This window comes from Serratia sp. CC22-02 (assembly GCF_900182895.1).
GTDB classification, from domain to species: Bacteria; Pseudomonadota; Gammaproteobacteria; order Enterobacterales; family Enterobacteriaceae; genus Serratia; species Serratia nevei.
The window spans coordinates 615,703-629,198 of sequence record NZ_FXUD01000002.1 but is presented as its reverse complement, the minus strand read 5'-3'; the positions used below and the strand labels follow the sequence as shown (position 1 = coordinate 629,198).

The 13,496-nt window shown below is 61.8% G+C and carries 13 protein-coding genes; 4 read left to right on the top strand and 9 right to left on the bottom strand.

Translation table 11 applies throughout. The annotated features are described in order from the left end of the window. Positions 1 to 90 precede the first annotated feature (90 nt). Positions 91 to 2,316, top strand: coding sequence for a mechanosensitive channel protein (ybiO, locus tag QOL81_RS09920; RefSeq protein WP_283439798.1), 2,226 nt, complete (start codon positions 91 to 93; stop codon positions 2,314 to 2,316). On the opposite strand, the gene QOL81_RS09915 is transcribed toward ybiO, so the two are convergent. The 5 genes from QOL81_RS09915 to rlmF form a co-directional block, all read right to left on the bottom strand. Then, complete coding sequence (locus QOL81_RS09915; RefSeq protein WP_100396093.1) at positions 2,313 to 3,320, bottom strand: alpha/beta hydrolase family protein; 1,008 nt, start codon at positions 3,318 to 3,320, stop codon at positions 2,313 to 2,315. The two genes, ybiO and QOL81_RS09915, sit on opposite strands and share 4 nt — an antisense overlap. Then, positions 3,308 to 3,946 carry a GNAT family N-acetyltransferase gene (locus QOL81_RS09910; protein ID WP_283439797.1) on the bottom strand — a complete coding sequence of 213 codons (639 nt, stop codon included), beginning with the start codon at positions 3,944 to 3,946 and terminating at the stop codon, positions 3,308 to 3,310. The genes QOL81_RS09915 and QOL81_RS09910 overlap by 13 nt, the downstream gene beginning before the upstream one ends. An 11-nt stretch (positions 3,947 to 3,957) precedes the next feature. Then, positions 3,958 to 4,527, bottom strand: a complete 570-nt coding sequence (locus QOL81_RS09905; protein WP_283439796.1) for a TetR/AcrR family transcriptional regulator — start codon at positions 4,525 to 4,527, stop codon at positions 3,958 to 3,960. 183 nt (positions 4,528 to 4,710) lie between these two features. After that, positions 4,711 to 6,015, bottom strand: coding sequence for a methyl-accepting chemotaxis protein (locus QOL81_RS09900; RefSeq protein WP_049272509.1), 1,305 nt, complete (start codon positions 6,013 to 6,015; stop codon positions 4,711 to 4,713). Between the two features lie 295 nt (positions 6,016 to 6,310). Beyond that, on the bottom strand, positions 6,311 to 7,276 hold the full coding sequence (gene rlmF, locus QOL81_RS09895; RefSeq protein WP_169318174.1) for a 23S rRNA (adenine(1618)-N(6))-methyltransferase RlmF: 966 nt from the start codon (positions 7,274 to 7,276) through the stop codon (positions 6,311 to 6,313). Between the two features lie 118 nt (positions 7,277 to 7,394). Between rlmF and QOL81_RS09890 the strand changes: the two genes are divergently transcribed. Beyond that, positions 7,395 to 8,024: a flavin reductase family protein gene (locus tag QOL81_RS09890; protein WP_283439795.1), complete on the top strand. Its 630-nt coding sequence runs from the start codon at positions 7,395 to 7,397 to the stop codon at positions 8,022 to 8,024. A 168-nt stretch (positions 8,025 to 8,192) separates the two neighbouring features. Then, positions 8,193 to 8,453 carry a multiple stress resistance protein BhsA gene (gene bhsA, locus QOL81_RS09885; RefSeq protein WP_015377148.1) on the top strand — a complete coding sequence of 87 codons (261 nt, stop codon included), beginning with the start codon at positions 8,193 to 8,195 and terminating at the stop codon, positions 8,451 to 8,453. A gap of 68 nt (positions 8,454 to 8,521) precedes the next feature. On the opposite strand, the gene QOL81_RS09880 is transcribed toward bhsA, so the two are convergent. Continuing rightward, positions 8,522 to 8,938 carry a putative T6SS immunity periplasmic lipoprotein gene (locus QOL81_RS09880; protein ID WP_060421244.1) on the bottom strand — a complete coding sequence of 139 codons (417 nt, stop codon included), beginning with the start codon at positions 8,936 to 8,938 and terminating at the stop codon, positions 8,522 to 8,524. A gap of 276 nt (positions 8,939 to 9,214) precedes the next feature. On the opposite strand from QOL81_RS09880, the gene QOL81_RS09875 reads away from it, so the two are divergent. Beyond that, a complete protein-coding gene (locus QOL81_RS09875) occupies positions 9,215 to 9,850 on the top strand; it encodes a carbonic anhydrase (protein WP_004939270.1) in 636 nt (211 codons plus the stop codon). A 63-nt stretch (positions 9,851 to 9,913) separates the two neighbouring features. Here the strand turns inward: QOL81_RS09875 and QOL81_RS09870 are convergent, their stop codons facing one another. Genes QOL81_RS09870 through QOL81_RS09860 form a run of 3 tightly spaced genes read right to left on the bottom strand, consistent with a single transcriptional unit; the run spans position 9,914 to position 13,444 of the window. Beyond that, positions 9,914 to 11,770: a M3 family metallopeptidase gene (locus QOL81_RS09870; RefSeq protein ID WP_283439794.1), complete on the bottom strand. Its 1,857-nt coding sequence runs from the start codon at positions 11,768 to 11,770 to the stop codon at positions 9,914 to 9,916. A 46-nt stretch (positions 11,771 to 11,816) separates the two neighbouring features. Continuing rightward, positions 11,817 to 12,776: a DNA-binding protein YbiB gene (gene ybiB / locus QOL81_RS09865; RefSeq protein ID WP_283439793.1), complete on the bottom strand. Its 960-nt coding sequence runs from the start codon at positions 12,774 to 12,776 to the stop codon at positions 11,817 to 11,819. A 38-nt stretch (positions 12,777 to 12,814) separates the two neighbouring features. Then, positions 12,815 to 13,444, bottom strand: coding sequence for an FMN-binding negative transcriptional regulator (locus tag QOL81_RS09860; protein WP_283439792.1), 630 nt, complete (start codon positions 13,442 to 13,444; stop codon positions 12,815 to 12,817). Positions 13,445 to 13,496 lie beyond the last annotated feature (52 nt).

Below are 13,496 nucleotides of genomic sequence, written 5' to 3'. Positions count from 1 at the left end.
CCCCAGCGCGCCATCTTTCCTACTATATTGATTGTTTTTCATCGTATTGCTTTTACATCCGCCGATCACAGAACGCCAAAGAGAGGAACAATGCCGCCAAACGCAGACTCCCGACGAGGTTCTCATCTGCGAGAACACCTGCTTTTCCTGCTGCTGTTGCTGACCCTGAACGTCTTCGCACCACCGGCCCTGGCGCAAAACGCACCGCCCGCGCCCACCGACAAAAGCGATCAGCAGAAAGCCACCTACGCCGCGCTGGCCGATCTGCTGCAGGACGACAAAGCGCGCGCGGAACTCATCAACCACCTGAAACAGGCCGCCGGCGACGCCCCCGCCACCGCCCCGGCAACGGCGGAAGAATCAACGCCGGCGACGCTGAGCGACAGCCTGAACTCGCTGGCGCAGGAAGGCATCGGCACCTTTAACCAGAAGCTCGGCGCGCTGCAAAAGCTGATCGATTCCGGCCCGAAGCGCGTTTTCAATCCCGCCGGCTTTTTCCGCGCGCTGGGCTACTTTCTGCTGACGGTGGCGGTCACCTTTGCGCTGTTCCACCTGATCCGGCGGCTGATCGCGCCGCTGTACAAGCGCATGGGCAGTTGGGGGCACAACGCCCGGCTGCAGCGCGGCCCGTGGTATAAACGCCCCGCCGCCATTCTCGGCGCTTTCGCCGTCGATCTGCTGGTGCTGCTGCTGGCGCTGGCGGCGGGCAACCTGTTCGCCCGCCACGTCCACGCCGACAGCGCCACCATTCTGCGGCTGCAGACCCTGTTTCTCAGCGCCTTCGCGGTGATTGAGTTCTTCAAGGCGGTGCTGCGGCTGATTTTCGCCCCCAACTTCGACTACCTGCGCCCCTTCCCCTTCAGCGACCCGAGCGCGCGCTACTGGAACACGCGTCTCGCCTGGCTCAGCGGGCTGATCGGCTACGGCCTGATGGTGGTGGTGCCGGTGGTGGCGGTGCAGATCAGCTACCCGGCCGCCGCCGCCGTCAACCTGGTGGTCATGCTGGCGCTGACGCTGTATGCCATCTGGCTGATCCTGCACAACCGCAAGCCGATACAGCAACAGATCAACCTGCTGGCCGAACGGTCGATGGCGTTTTTCAGCGTGATCCTGCGCGGCCTGGGGCATATCTGGCACCTGCTGGCGATCGCCTATTTTCTGGTGTTGTTCGTGCTGTCCCAGTTCGACATCGGCAACAGCCTGCGCTTTATGATGAGCGCCACGGTGAAAAGCCTGCTGGTGGTCGGCGTCGGCGCTCTGCTGTCCGGCATGCTGACCCGCTGGATTTTCCGCCGCATTTCGCTGCCGACCGACGTCAATCTGCGCTATCCGATGCTTGAGCGGCGCATCAACTCCTATATTCCTAACGGGTTGAAGATACTGCGGGTGATGGTGGTGCTGGCGGTGACGCTGTTCCTGCTTGACGCCTGGCACCTGATTAATCTGTACCAGTGGGCAGGCAGCGAAAATGGCCAGCGGACGCTCGGCGGGCTGGTGCATATCCTGCTGATCCTGCTGATCGCCGTCTTCAGCTGGACGCTGATGGCCAGCATCATCGAGCACCGCCTGGCGTTGGAGCTCAGCAACGGCGTGCGGCCGAGCGCGCGCGAACGCACGCTGCTGACGCTGTTTCGCAACGTGCTGGCTATCGTTATCAGCACCATTACCGTGATGATCGTGCTGTCGCAGGTCGGGCTGAACATCGCGCCGCTGCTGGCGGGCGCCGGCGCGCTGGGGCTGGCTATCAGCTTCGGCGCCCAGACGCTGGTGAAAGACGTGATTACCGGCGTGTTCATCCAGTTCGAAAACGGCATGAACACCGGCGAATACGTCACCGTCAGCGGCATCACCGGCACCGTGGAGCGCATGACCATCCGCTCGATCGGCCTGCGCGACGACTACGGCGTCTACCACATCGTGCCGTACTCCTCGATCACTACGCTGGCCAACTATGCGCGAGAGTTCGGGGTGTATCGCGCCAACTATACCGTCAGCCGCGACGAGGACATCGATCGGGTCAATGAGGTGCTGCATCAGGCCGTCGCGGCGTTGAAGCAGGATGAACAGGTGAAACATTTCCTGATTGGCGAGCCGGTCTTCAACGGCGTGGTGGCGCTGGGTGACCGCTCGTTCACCACCCGCGTGACGGTGCGCACGCAGGCGCTGAAACAGTGGGTGGTGCAATACGCCCTCGATCGGCTGGTGAAAATCCATTTCGATCGGGCCGGCATCGGCATGCCTCAGCAGGCGATGCAGATCTCCCGCGCGCCGCAGCCGCACGAAGAACAGGCACCGCCCGCGGCTCCCGGCAGTTAGCGCCCGCGCCCGCAGGGCTGAGCGGCCAGGAAGGCCGCCACGTCCTGTCGGTAGGCGTCGTATTGCACCGAGCGCGGCGCAAACAGGCCCACCACGTTGATCAGCCACGGATGGCGGGCGAACAGCGGTTTGATCATCACGTGGTCGGCCTCGTCGATGCGCGTTACCGTCAGCAGCGAGGCCGGGATCGTTTGCCGATACACGCGCTCGGTTTCGTCCGCGTCCACGTTGACGTCGCGCCCGCCCAGGATCAGGTGCACCGGCGTGTTGAAATTCCGCAACCCCGCCGTCGCGTCGCTGGCCATGTTGGCGCGGATAAAGCGCCAGCGGTCGGCGCTCAATGCGGCGGAGCCATACTCGCGGCGGTACTGCGCGTAGCCGTCCGGTTGCTCGAGCAGCGTCTGGATATGGCGCCAGTGCGCTTCGCGCGCCTGGATTTTCGCTTCATCTTCCCCCGCCGCCGCCATCGCCGCGCGGGTGTTGTAACGCCCCTGCCGCAGCCAGTTGATCGCCGGCGCCAGCGCCAGCGTGAAGGCGATATCGGGGCGTAAACGCGCCACCTCCGGCATCACCCACCCCGCCTGGCTGGTGCCCCATAGCCCCACGCAGCGCGCATCGAAGCGCCCGTCTCGCCGGGCCCAGTCGATGATATCGGCGGTTTCCCGCGCACGATCCGCCATGGTCTGATGCAGCCAGTTGCCGCCCGAGCCGCCAACGCCCGGCTTATCGAAGGATAAAACCGCGTAGCCCTGCTGCGCCATCGCCTCCCAAATGCCGAAATAGCCTTCGTCGCGGCTGGCGTTAGCCGGCCCATCGCCGTGCACGAACACCACAACGCCGGGCTTGACCGGCGCATGCTGCGGCAACACCAGCGTGCCGGTCAGCCGGTTGCCGCCGGCGATCACCGTGATCGGTTCGGTGACGAAGCGAAAGTCGTTGACGAAAATGACCCACCCGAGAGCCAGCAGAAACAGCACCACACTGCACAGTCCTATTTTGCGCACGTCGCCTCCCCGCAGAGTCTCTCCATCAACACCCAGTCGGCCTGACCGAACAGCCATCCCAACGCAGCGTAATGCTCTTCTCGCCGCACCTGAAAACCACAGCGCCGATACAGGCGCAGCGCATCCACGTTGCGCCGGCTGACGTGCAGGCTCAGGCGCCGCCCCGAACCCTGCCCGGCAGCGTAGTCGTTCATCCACTGCAGCAGCCGCTTGCCCACCCCTTTGCCGCGCTGATTCTCGTCCACCGCCAGGTAAGAGAGATACAGTTCATCGGCCGCCGGGGTGTGCCGCAACACCGCCATTTGCAGATACATGCGCCAAACGTTCAGCCAACCATAGCAGCGGCACAGCCGCCAAATCGGCAAGGCATGCGGACGCCGCCCGGCGTTGTTCTCGCCAGCGGCCGCATTGAGGGCAAAGGCCGCCACCACCTGTTCATCCTGCTTCACCACGAAGCTGCGCTCCCGGCTGCCGCCTTGCTTCCAACGCCACAGCCGATAGAACAGACGCCACTGAAGGCGGGGGCTCAGACGGCGCGCGCGCTGGAACTTGTCGCAGAACGCAGCGTAGATCAGCGCCGCCGTTTGCAGGCGGTCAGCATCGTGGTACGGCTCAATGTGCAGCATATCCACCTCGACTAGGGATGCCGGTAGAGCAGCTGTTCCAACAGCCGCACCGGCGTGGTCTCCTCCGGCGCGGACGACGCAAAGATCGCCTGCCGCCAGGCCTGACTTTCGATCACGTCCAACACCAGCTGCGCAAGCGGTAACGGCGCTATCGCCGGTGCAATCTCACCGGTTTGCTGAGCTTCGGCGATAACCGTCGCCAGCGCCTCAATCAGCTGCCGCTGGTTGGCGCCGAACGGCTCGGCCAACGCCGGGTTGCGCGCCACCTCCGCCACGATCTCCGCCGACAGCTGCACATTGGCCGGCTCAGCGACAAAAGCGTGATAGGCGGTAAAAAAGGCCGACAGCGCCTGCTTCGGCCGCTTTCTGTCGGCCCACAATCCGGCGGCAAACTCGGTGAATACGCCGTTTTCCAGCAGCGCAATCTCGCCGATCAACGCCTCCTTGCCGGTAAAGTGGTTATAGAGGTTGCCGACGCTGACGCCCGCCGCCTGCGCGATATCCCGCATGCTGGTCTGGTGAAATCCCTTATGGGTAAAGCTGTACAGCGCGGCCTTGACAATCTTTTCTCGATTTCCCATCGACAACTCCCGAAACGGTGAAGGGGGGCGCCTGGCGCCATCGAATAAACATTAATGAACGAACGTTCGTTCACATTTAAGGATAGCATAGGCCGGTAAAATTGAACCACGGCTCAACGGCGTGTGAATCGGCGGGAAGATAAAAACGCCGCCCCTGTTTTCGGCGGGCGGCGTGGTGAAAACTCAGTGCAGCGCGTCGCCCTGCTTCACCGACGTAAACGCCTGCATCAGTTTCACGACGTCGTGCATGCCGATGTTGACCTGGTTGATCACTTCCCCGGCATCGTGGGTCAGCGCCACGCCGCCGCCGGCCTGCTCTACGCAGGTTGCCATGCCGGCAATCGCCGCCGCCACGCCTTGCTGGATAGACTTGGTCATGCGCTCAATCTCGGTCGCCGCCTTACGCGACTGTTCCGCCAGCGTGCGCACTTCGTTGGCGACCACCGCAAAACCGCGCCCGTGCTCACCGGCATGGGCGGCTTCGATCGAGGCGTTAATCGCCAGCAGGTTGGTTTGGGAGGCGATTTTACGAATGGCTTCGACGATGGTGCCGATCTGCTGAGAACACTTACCGAGCTCGGTGACCACGTCCGAGGTTTCGCGCGCCGCCGCTTCGACCTGCTGCATGCCTTTCACCGCCTGCTGCACGATGATCGCGCCCTGCGCCGCCTGCCGATCGGTATCGAGCGACAGATGATGCGCGTTACGCACCATCTCTTCTTCGTGCTGCTGCTGTTGCATCAGCCGGGTGATGTCCTGGGCAATCTTCACCACTTTCACCACCTGGCCTTCGTTGTCGAGGATCGGGTTGTAACTGGCCTCCAGCCATACCCGTTCGCCGCGCCGGTTGAGACGCTCAAAACGCCCGGTGATGAACTCGCCGCGCGCCAGGCGCTGCCAATGCCGCCGATAATCGTCGGAAGCGGCGAACGCCGGCGGGCACAGCACCGCATGCGACTGCCCGCACGCCTCTTCCAGCCGATAGCCCATCAGCGCCAGCATATTGTCGTTGGCGCTGACAATGGTGCCCTGCGGCGTGAAAGCGATCATCGCCATCGATCGATTCAGCGCCGCCAGCAGGCTGCGGTGTTCCTGCGCCTGAGTCACTCGCTCGGTCACCTCGCTGGCGATCTTGACGATTTCCACCACCTTACCCTGTTTATTCAGCACCGGCGCGTAGGTGCCCTGCAGCCATACCGCCTCGCCGTTTTTCGCGATGCGCTTTATGGTGTCCGTGATGGGTTGCCCCTTATTCAGCGTCTCCCAATGCTTGCGATATAACGGGCTGGCGACATAGTTCGGATCGCAGAAAATACGGTGATGCCGGCCAATCACGTCATCGCGTTGAAATCCCAGCGTGCTGAGGAAAAGATCGTTGGCGCGCAAGACCGTGCCGTCGGGCGAGAAGACGATCATCGGAACGGCGTGTTCTATCGCGCTCAGCTCGGCGCCTTTGTGGGTAGTTAACTGACTGAATCGTAACAGCATAAGGTGTAGTCCTTGTGGCAGATGATGGCGCTTTTCTTATTTTTGCCTGGCCACATGCCGCGCCCACACGCAGACGTGCCATCGCGGAAGGAACGGGCAGCGCCGTTCCTTCTGGTTATTGCTATTAACCGGATTAAATTTATTTATTCAGTAAAGTAATTATTAGAATTTAAATAAACCAACAGCCTAAGATTTTTATTACTAAACCCGTATTGAGAATAACGTAAGTGATGAAAATTGAAAGGTAAAATGCGGATTTTTGTCGGCGCCGGCAGGATAACCGGCGCCGGAAGGGTTAGCGCCAGCGTTCGGCTGCCCAGGCGGCCTGTTGCTCGGCGTCGTGGAAGGTCCAGGCGACGAAGCGGCTGATCTTCTGCCCTTGCGCCATCTCGATGGTGCGCACCTCGGCCGCGCCCGCCACCTTCAGCGCATGATAAATGGCCGGCAGCGTGGTGTTTTTCGAGATGAGCGAAGTGAACCACAGGCAGTTATTGGCCTTGCCGACGCTCTCTTCCACCATCTTGCGCACGAAGGCCTCTTCGCCGCCTTCGCACCACAGCTCGTTGTTCTTGCCGCCGAAGTTTTGCACCGGCTTGGCGGCCACTTCCCCTTTGCCCAATTTGTGCAGCTTGCGGCGGGTGCTGGCGCGCGCTTCCTGCTCGGACGCATGGAACGGCGGGTTGCACAGGGTGGCGTCGAATTTCTCGGCCGCGCCGATGATGCCGCTAAAAATCAGCTCAGGCTGTTTTTGCAGCCGCAGACGCACGCTGTTACGCAGCGTCGGGTTCATCTCGACGATCATCTTGGCCGAGTTGAGCGACACCGGATCGATTTCAGACCCGGTGAAACGCCAGCCGTATTCGCGCAGGCCGACGATCGGGTAGATGCAGTTGGCGCCGACGCCGACGTCGAGGATCGCCACACCCTTGCCGCGCGGGATCTCACCGCCGTTGCTGGTCGCCAGCAGATCCGCCAGGTGGTGCAGATAATCGGCGCGGCCGGGGATCGGCGGGCACAGGTAGTCCGCCGGAATATCCCAGTGTTCAATGCCGTAAAAGTGTTGCAACAACGCACGGTTGAGCATTTTCACCGCCGCCGGATCGGCGAAGTCCACCGAGACATCGCCCCAGGCGTTCGGCTTCACGAACGGCGCCAGCGCCGGGCAGCTGGCGATCAGCGCCGGGAAGTCGTAGCGCGAACGATGACGGTTGCGCGGATGCAGGCCGCTTTTCTGCTGCGGGAAGGTTTTCTTTTTTTCCACCGTGACGGGCTCTCTTGAAGGTATTTCCGACGCGTAAGATAACACATCCCGCCCGCAATGGCGCAGCGGCGGGAAACCCGGCACAATGAAAGCTTCATCGATTGCCACAGGGTCCCCCATGAGCCGTGAATCTCGTTATTATTATGAACCCGCCGCCGGCCACGGCCTGCCGCACGATCCGCTGAACGCCATCGTCGGCCCGCGCCCCATCGGCTGGATCTCTTCCCGCAGCGCCGCCGGCTTGCGCAATCTGGCGCCCTACAGCTTTTTCAACTGCTTCAACTATCGCCCGCCCATCATCGGTTTCGCCAGCACTGGCTGGAAAGACAGCGTGGCGAATATCGTGGAAACCGGCGAGTTCGTTTGGAATCTGGCGACGCGCCCGCTGGCGGAAGCGATGAACAACAGCGCCATCAACCTGCCGCGCGGCGAGGATGAATTCGCCTTCGCCGGCGTCACGCCGCTGCCCGGGCGCAGGGTCAAACCCGAGCGCGTGGCCGAAAGCCCGGTGAACTTCGAATGCCGCCTGACCCAGTGCATTCAGCTGCAAACCGCCGCCGGTGAACAGGTGGAAACCTGGCTGGTATTGGGCGAGGTGGTGGCGGTGCACCTCGATCCGGCGCTGCTGGACGAACACGGCGTCTACCAGACCGCCGCCGCCGAACCGATCCTGCGTGCCGGCGGCCCGACCGCCTACTATGGCATTTCCGAACAGCACCGTTTCGATCTGGCGCGCCCGACGCGCTGATCGTCTCCCCCCGTTTAGGCAGAAGATGAACGGGGGAATAAATAATCAAAAAATATGAACAAAACCATCAACACTCTCCGATTTCATCCCGCCTGTCACTGCGCAATAATCTTCCCATCGAAAGGCAACCCCCTTTCTCCCTAATTCACTTTGACAGGAATGACGAACATGAAAACCATCAAAACTTTTGCTGCTGCTATCGCCCTGGCCACCGTTTCTTTCACCACTTTCGCCGCTGAGCACGTCAGCGCCCAAGATGCCGCCCAATTCGAAAAAGCCGGCGTGATCGTCGCCAGCGGCGCGACCGACCTGAGCAGCCTGAAGTCTCAACTGGCCGCCAAAGCCGATGCGGCAGGCGCCAAGGCCTTCACCATCACCTCCACCAGCGGTAACAACCTGATGCACGCCACCGCGGTTATCTACAAATAATCACCGCCCCAGACGTCAAAAAGCCCGCCGGCTATCACCCCGGCGGGCTTTTTTTATGTTCAAGTGCATTAGCGCTGAATGGGTACGACAGCGAGTTTCTTACCGTCTGCTTTGTCAGCAACCAATGTAAATTCAGTCCAATATTTGCGCGGCGCCTCATTTGACGCATTGCCGACCGTCGCAATCTCAACCGAATAGCTATGCCCAATCTGGAACCCGTCGAAAGCCACCGCCAAGCATTCGCCTGGCATGACCGCTATCGGTTGCTGACCTGGCGCAACAGAAGTGGACCATTCCGCCTTCCCGCCGACCCCCGGTTGATAAATTCCGATGCCCACCAGCTCGCGTTTTCCGGCAATATCGTCCGGCACGCTAATGCATACGCGATTGTTTTTAACGCTGACATTTGCCGGATAGAACCAGGGACGCTCCTGCACACAGCCGCTCAGTAATACCAACGCCACTAAAAAAGTCAGTTTTTTCATTTCATTGCCTTAGGGTTACGCGGCTCTTGGATGAACAACCGTAACACGGTTTCATCGTTAGCGCCGAACAGGCAAGACAGCGAGTTTCTTACTGTCCGCTTCTTCAGCACCCCACGCGTAAACGAACCGGACAATGCTGCCGAAAACGGGTAGAAACCCCGTATTTAATGGGGTTTGCAGGGGGGATGAGCACACATTTTTTTACCACCCCATTGCTGGACTAACGGGAGAGGATGATTATCATGTTACGCAGACTACAGATGCAGAGAGCGTTGTATGCAACATATTATTGAAGGTTTCCTCAGTTTCCAGAAAGAGATTTTCCCGCAGCGTAAGGAACTCTTTCGCAGCCTGGCCTCCAGCCAAAATCCTAAAGCGCTGTTTATCTCCTGTTCTGACAGCCGCCTGGTGCCCGAGCTGGTGACGCAGCAAGAGCCTGGGCAACTGTTCGTTATCCGCAACGCCGGTAACATCGTCCCTTCCTTTGGCCCGGAGCCGGGTGGGGTTTCTGCGACTATCGAATACGCGGTGGTGGCGCTGGGCGTGACTGATATCGTGATTTGTGGCCACTCGAACTGTGGCGCCATGAAGGCTATCGCGTCCTGCCAATGCCTCGATCCCATGCCTGCCGTTGCCCACTGGCTGCACTACGCGGATGCGGCCAAAGCGGTGGTCGAGAAGAAAACCTGGAATAGCGAAACAGACAAAGTTAACGCTATGGTGGAAGAGAACGTTATCGCCCAGCTAAATAATATCAAAACCCACCCTTCTGTGGCGGTGGGTCTGCGCAACAGCGGGCTGCGCCTGCACGGCTGGGTGTACGACATCGAAAGCGGCGAAATTCGTACGCTGGACAGAAACACCAAGAGCTTCGTGTCCCTGGCTGATAATCCCGACGTCTATTTCGAATAAAATAACGCCCGGTTTTAACCATTAAATAAAATCCACGCTGCCGCGTGGATTTTATTGTCAGCCTTAAACCAAACGTGCCTCTATCGCCGCGGCGAAGTCGCGGCACATCCGTTCGTCACCGTCGGCGTTGTCCGCCAATACCGTCTCGCCGTCCACCACCCGAATGTGCGCCTCCAAATCGAAATCCGCCGGCGGCTGCGGGCGCGCGGCGGCTGCGGCCATGGTCTGCTGCGCCTCGCGCCACGCCTGCGCCACCGTCTGGTTACAGGCCTGCGCCAGAGAGTCCGGGTTGAACCCTTCGCCGGTCAGGCTGCGCAGCGTGTCGTCATGGCTGACGCTGTTGCCCGGCAGCCAATAGTGTTGAGCCAGATCCGGGCCGATGGCCGGGTTGTCCGTCAGGTAACCGTCGCGCTGCAGGAAGAACTGGCGGGTTTGTTCCACCGCCATCATCGCCAGCAGATAGCCCTGGTAAGAGCAGGCAGACTCCAGCGACAGCAGATGCGGGATCGCCAGCGTCGGGCGCGGGCTGCCGCTGATGCCGAGGATCTTTTGCTCGACCTCGCGCGCCAGCGCGGTGATGGCTTCCGGCGTGCGCTGCTCATCATCCCACTGATACAGCGCCCACTCGAAGTACGGCACCAGCAGGATATGGCGTTCGTTAAACGCGCGCATCGGCTGGCGCGCCGCGATGCCGGCTTCGATCAGCGCATCGGGCACCGCTTCGCCGGCGGCGTTTTTCGCATAGCGTTTCAGCCAGTCGGCGTCGTCCAGCAGGCTGTCGCAGAACATCGACTGGGTTTCGGCATAGGCCATCGAGGTCGGTGGGAACTCCTGCGAGAAGCACGGCGCATTCTGGCGAATGTTGGCGAAGTGCGCCGCATGGCCGCCCTCGTGGAACAGGGTGTTGAGCCCGTAAGCCCCGCTGCCCACCTGCCCCGGCTGCGCCAGGCTGGTGAAGTTGATGCGCGCCGGCACCCATTCCCCCTGGCGCACAAACGGCGGCACCGGGCCGTGCATAAAGCCGTTCTCATACTTGCCTTTGCGCACCAGCAGATCGAGGTTCATCTCGGCGCCGCCAAAGCCGATGTGCAGGCGTTTGAAGCTGTCGACCCAGCGTTCCAGCGAACGAGAAAACGGGAAGTAAGGATCCAGTTGACGGGTGACGTCGCCGGCGCTGGCGAAGCGCACGTTCCACGGCTCCAGCGCCTGGCTGCCCTTGTCGGCCGCCAGCTGCTGCAGGCTGCGCGCGTTGGCCTCGCGGGTTTCCCGCTCGAAACGATCCAGAATGGCGAACAGCTGCTCCGGCGTCATGCGCTCGGTTTTGTTCACCTTGTAGTCGAAATAGTTGCGATAGCCCATCTGGCGCGCAAAGCGGTTGCGCAAGCCAATCAGCTCCGGCAGGCCGTTATGCAGCAGCCATTGCTCCAGATCGCGCAGCGCCCGCTGCGAGCTGCGGCGATAGTCTTCGTTCGGGTTGGTCGCCTGGTTGGTCAACAGCTCGCCGAGCGAGGCAGCCACCCGTTGGCCCTCGGCGTTCAGGTGCGTGACCTGGTAGCCCTTGCGGCGCGAGTAGAGATCGGATTCGGCGTGGATGATCTGATCCAACAGCGCCTGCGCCTGCGGATCTTCAATGGCGTTACAGTCGAAGAAACGCAGCCAGCCTTGCAGGCCGTGGATCAGCGCATCGCGCTGCGCCTCCTGCGGCAGCGTTTCCAATCCGGCCAGCAGATTGCGGATCTCCGCCAGCCGGCGCGGTTCGGCGATAAAGCGCTTATAGGCGCTTTCCGCGGCGGAAAAGCGCGCCGACACGTCTTCACCGCCGGTGCCCATGTAGTTTTGCCAGAACAGCTCTTCTTTGGCGCGGTGTACGTCGAGGTAATCCTGGTTCAATTGATTGAAGTAATCGAGAGCCTGTTGCATAACCGTCCTTCTCAGCCGATGAGGAAATATCCCAGTATAGTCGCGCTCAGGCCTGATGCAGGCGCTGCAGCCCCTGTTCCAGCGTCTCGCTCTCGCCGACGGCCACCAGGCAACAGGCGATCTGCCGCTGGATGGCCTGCGGGATCGCCACCTCGCCCGCCAGGCAGCGCTCGGTCCAGCGCGCGGTGGTTTCCGCGTCTTTCGCCGCCGGCAACGTCGGCGTTTCATCCTGCAAGGTGCGCTCCAGCAACACGCGCTGTTCGCCGCCGGCAATATAATGAATCTGCGGGCAGCGCAGCGGGTTGGCGTAGGCTTCGCCTTCGGTGCCGTGCATCAACAGCCCGCGGGCGCCGATCTGGCGGAAAAACGACGCCACCCGGCCGACATACTCCGGGTGTGAGACGCTGGCGAGGCGCAGCGCATCCTGTTCGCCAAACGGCGTCGCCAGCTTGGCCAGCGTATGGGCGCTGTTGCGCACCCCCATGCGCCAACGCAACCCGAGCTGCCGCGCCAGCGGCGCCGACAGCGTGGAAACCGGCATGAATACCACCTCGCCGTTATCGAGACGCTGCTGGGCGTGAACGGCCTGTTCCGACCACGGCAGCCCCAGGGCGCGGAAAATCTCGGCGCTGGTCACGCGGGTACTGTCGTCCAGCACGCCGTGCACCACCACCGGCAGGCCCACTTTCGCGAGCAGCAGCGCCAGCAGCGGCGTCAGGTTGGCCTGCTTGCGCGCGCCGTTGTAGCTCGGCAGCACCACCGGCAATGGCCGCCCCTGCGGCGCCTGCAGCGGCAACACCTGCTGCTGCATCGCCTGGTAGAAGCCCAGCATCTCCTCTTCGGCCTCACCCTTGATGCGCAGCGCGATCAGAATGCCGCCCAGCTCCAGCTCGGGGACCGCCCCGGCCAGCATCGCCTGATACAGCTCAAAAGCGGTCTGCCGGTCCAGGTCGCGCGCATGATTTTTGCCGCGGCCTATTTCTTTGATAATTTTGGTGTAATCCATCCGAAGGTTCCCCTTGCTCACTCTTCGGTTAGCATACCCTATCCGCGCCGCCGCTCAACCTCCGCCGCCAGCCGCCGCTGCGTTTCATCCCCTTCGCGCAGCCCGGCGATCACCCCATCGGCATCGTCGGCGCTGCGGTTTTGGCTCATCTTCCATTTGCCTTCGCGCCGGGTGACGGCGATCTCGATACCGACAATGCCTTTTAGCTGCGCGGCGATGTAGTTGGCCGGCGCGTCGTCGAGCTGCCAGGGTGCCGGGCGGCGCCCCTCCTGTTGCGCCGTCAGGTCGATCAGCTGGCGGCGTAGCCAGGCCGGGTCGTCCATTACCGTCGGCACGCCATACAGTTGCACCACGCTGTAATTCCAGGTCGGCACCACTTTGCCGGTCTGGCGCTTGCTTGGGTACCAGCCGGGCGACACATAACCTTCCAAACCCTGAAAAATCACCAGGCATTCCGCCGCCTGCTGCAGCCGCCGCCAGTGCTCGTTGGCGCGCGACAGGTGCGCCCGCAGCCGGATCTGCCCCTGTTCGACATCGGCCAGAAACGGCAGCGGATCGGCCGTCAATCCCTGCTCGCCGTGGCTGACCAATAGCCCCAACGGGTGGGCGCGCACCAGCGCCAGTTGGGCATCCAGATCGTCTTCGCGAAATGCGGCGGGTTGAAACATCAGTGTGGCTCCTTACGCTCTCTCATGATGACCACAGTAAAGCACCCGCTGG